This window comes from Paraburkholderia sp. Ac-20347 (genome assembly GCF_017104805.1).
Taxonomy (GTDB): Bacteria; Pseudomonadota; Gammaproteobacteria; order Burkholderiales; family Burkholderiaceae; genus Paraburkholderia; species Paraburkholderia tropica.
On sequence record NZ_JAAGPN010000468.1, the window covers coordinates 1 to 3243 of the forward strand.

1 protein-coding gene and 1 pseudogene are annotated in these 3243 nt (G+C 67.6%); both read left to right on the top strand.

Annotation, left to right across the window (positions count from 1 at the left end; all coding sequences use genetic code 11):
* Positions 1-263, top strand: a pseudogene (locus tag G3N97_RS37575) (DNA polymerase Y family protein); the annotation flags it as partial.
* A gap of 18 nt (positions 264-281) precedes the next feature.
* The coding region (locus tag G3N97_RS37580; RefSeq protein WP_205997811.1) for an error-prone DNA polymerase at positions 282-3243 on the top strand (2962 nt) is incomplete at its 3' end.

Consider the following 3243-nt stretch of genomic DNA (forward strand, 5'->3'; position numbering starts at 1 on the left):
TGCCCGAGGTGCCGCTGCCGTCGCAGCCGCGTCCGGCGTGGCTGCTCGAAAAGCCGCTCAAGCTCGCGATGCGCGGCGACCGGCCGGTGTATCGGCGTCCGCTCAAGACGCTCACGCGCACCGAGCGCATCGAGGCGGGCTGGTGGGACGGCGAGGGCGTCGAGCGCGACTACTACGTCGCCGCCGACGATCAGGGCCGCATGTTCTGGCTGTACCGCGAGCGCATCGGCGGCCAGTGGTATCTGCAAGGCCTGTTCGGCTAGCGTTTTTTATCGAGCATCATGTCGATCAGCGGAGCGGGCGATTCGTTGCCTGCGCAACCATCATCGTCGTCTTCATTGCTGCCCGCGCAGTTGCCTGAGTATGCGGAGCTGCACTGCCTGACCAACTTCTCGTTCCTGCGCGGCGCGTCGCGTCCGAGCGAGCTGGTCGAGCAGGCGATCCGTCACGGCTATCGCGCGCTCGCCATCACCGACGAGTGCTCGTTCGCGGGCATCGTGCGCGCCTGGAGCGCGCTCAACGACTACGACGAGGCGCGCCGCAAGGCACACGCCGAGGCGCGCACGCCCGGCCCGTTCGTGCCGTCGCTGCACTTGCTGACGGGCAGCGAACTGAATCTCGTCGACGAAGACGGCGCGCCGTTCTGCACGCTCGTGGCGATCGCGATGAACCGCGAGGGCTACGGCAATCTCTGCGAGCTGATCACGCTCGCGCGTTCGCGGGCGCCGAAGGGCCAGTACCGCGTGACGCCGTCCGACTTCACCGATCCGCAAACCCATGCCGCCGATTCCACCCAGGATTTCACGCACCTGAAGCATCTGCGCGACTGCGTGCTGCTGCTCGTACCGCAGCGCACGGCCACGCTCGCGCAGACCTTGCGCGCCGCGCACTGGCTCGCGGGTTTCGCGGCCGAGCGCGCGTGGCTCGCGCTCGAACTCTGGCAAACCGGCAGCGACGACGCGCAGATCGAAGTCCTGCGCCACGTCTCGCAGGAAAGCGGCCTGCCGCTCGTGGCGACGGGCGGCGTGCTGATGCACGCTCGCTCGCGCAAGCCCTTGCAGGACACGCTGAGCGCGATCCGCATCGGCAAGCCGCTGACGGCGTGCGGCCGCGCGCTGGAGGTCAACGCGGAGCGCCATCTGCGTTCGCGCGTGCGGCTCGGCGCGATCTATCCGCGCGAGGCGCTCGACGCGACGCTCGACGTCGCGCGCCGCTGCACCTTCAGCCTCGGCGAGCTGGCCTACGAGTATCCCGAGGAACTCGTGCCGCCCGGCGAAACGCCGGGCACGTGGCTGCGCAAGCTCGTCATGAAGGGCGTGGCCGAGCGCTGGCCCGACGGCCTGAACGCGAAGCGCAGCGACCAGATCGAGCAGGAACTCGCGCTGATCACCGAGCTGCAGTACGAGAAATATTTCCTCACCGTGCACGACATCGTGCGTTTCGCGCGCGAGCAGAAGATCCTGTGCCAGGGGCGCGGCTCGGCGGCGAATTCGGTGGTCTGCTACTGCCTCATGATCACGGAGATCGACCCCGTGCGCATGAACATGCTGGTCGCGCGCTTTCTGTCCCGCGCGCGCAACGAGCCGCCCGACATCGACGTCGATTTCGAGCACCAGCGCCGCGAAGAAGTCATCCAGTACATCTATCGCAAATACGGCACGCGCCGCGCCGCGCTGGCCGCGACGCTGATCACCTATCGCTCGCGCAGCGCGTTGCGCGACGTGGGCAGGGCGCTCGGGCTCGACACCATGCTGGTCGAGAAACTCTCGGGCGCGCATCAGTGGTGGGACGGTCCCGATTCGATCGCGCATCATCTCGAGGAAGCGGGCTTCTCGCCCGATTCGCACGTCACGCAGCAGCTCATTCGCCTCACGCGCGAGCTGCGCGGTTTTCCGCGGCATCTCTCGCAGCACGTGGGCGGTTTCGTGATCGCACGCGACAAGCTCTCGCGGCTCGTGCCGATCGAAAACGCGGCCATGAAGGATCGCTACGTGATCGAGTGGGACAAGGACGACATCGACGCGCTGCGTCTGCTGAAAGTCGACGTGCTCGCGCTCGGCATGCTTTCGGCGATCCGGCGCTCGCTCGAATGCGTCGCGCTGCGGCGCGGGTTGCCGCAGTTTCGCGTGCAGGACATCGGCGTCGAGGACCAGGCGGTCTACGAGATGTGCACGCACGCCGATACGGTCGGCGTCTTCCAGATCGAATCGCGCGCCCAGCAGAGCATGTTGCCGCGTCTGCGGCCGCGGACGTATTACGACCTCGTGATTCAGGTGGCGATCGTGCGGCCGGGGCCGATTCAGGGCGACATGGTGCATCCGTATCTGAAGCGCCGGCACGGCGAGGAAGCGGTGGAATACGCGAAGGAGGAACTGCGTCCGGTGCTCGAACGCACGCTCGGCGTGCCGATTTTCCAGGAGCAGGTCATGCACCTCGCGATGGTCGCCGCCGATTACACCGGCGAAGAGGCCGACAAGCTGCGCCGCGCGATGGCGGCGTGGCGGCGCGATGGCGATCTGCGTCCGTATCAGGCCGATCTGACGCAGCGCATGCTGCGCAAGGGCTACTCGCCGGAGTTCGCGGAACGCATCTGCAAGCAGATCGAGGGTTTTGGCGATTACGGCTTTCCGGAGAGTCACGCGGCGAGTTTTGCGCTGCTCGTCTACACGAGTTCGTGGCTCAAGCGTTACGAGCCCGCGGCGTTTCTCGCGGGCTTGCTGAACAGTCAGCCGCTCGGGTTTTATTCGCCGTCGCAACTCGTGCAGGACGCGAAGCGGCATGGCGTGAAGGTGCGCGCGCCCGATATCGGCTTGAGCGACTGGGAGTCGGTGCTGGAAGTACGCGGCGCGCCGGGTGTGCGTCTCGCCGTCGATGCCGATGGCGAGGCCGCGCGTTGTGCCGACGTCGCGCGTTATCGCGCGTCGTTACGCGCGGCGACGTTCAACGATGGGATGCATGGAAACGCGGCGAGCTTTGTCGGGCAGAAAAAAACGCGTCGCCGGCCGCTCATGCGCGGCTATCGCGGCGTCGTGCGCGCGCGCGTCCTGCTCGCGCCGCGTCATTACGGCCGTCACGGCCCGGCGGTGCGGCTCGGCTTCAGTCTCATCAAGGGCTTCTCGGAGGACGCCGCGCGCCGCGTGATGGCCGCCCGCGCCGAGGCGCCGTTCACCGATGTCGACGACCTCGCGCGCCGCGCCGGGCTTACGCGCCGCGAGCTGGAAGCACTGGTGGCGTCCAATGCGC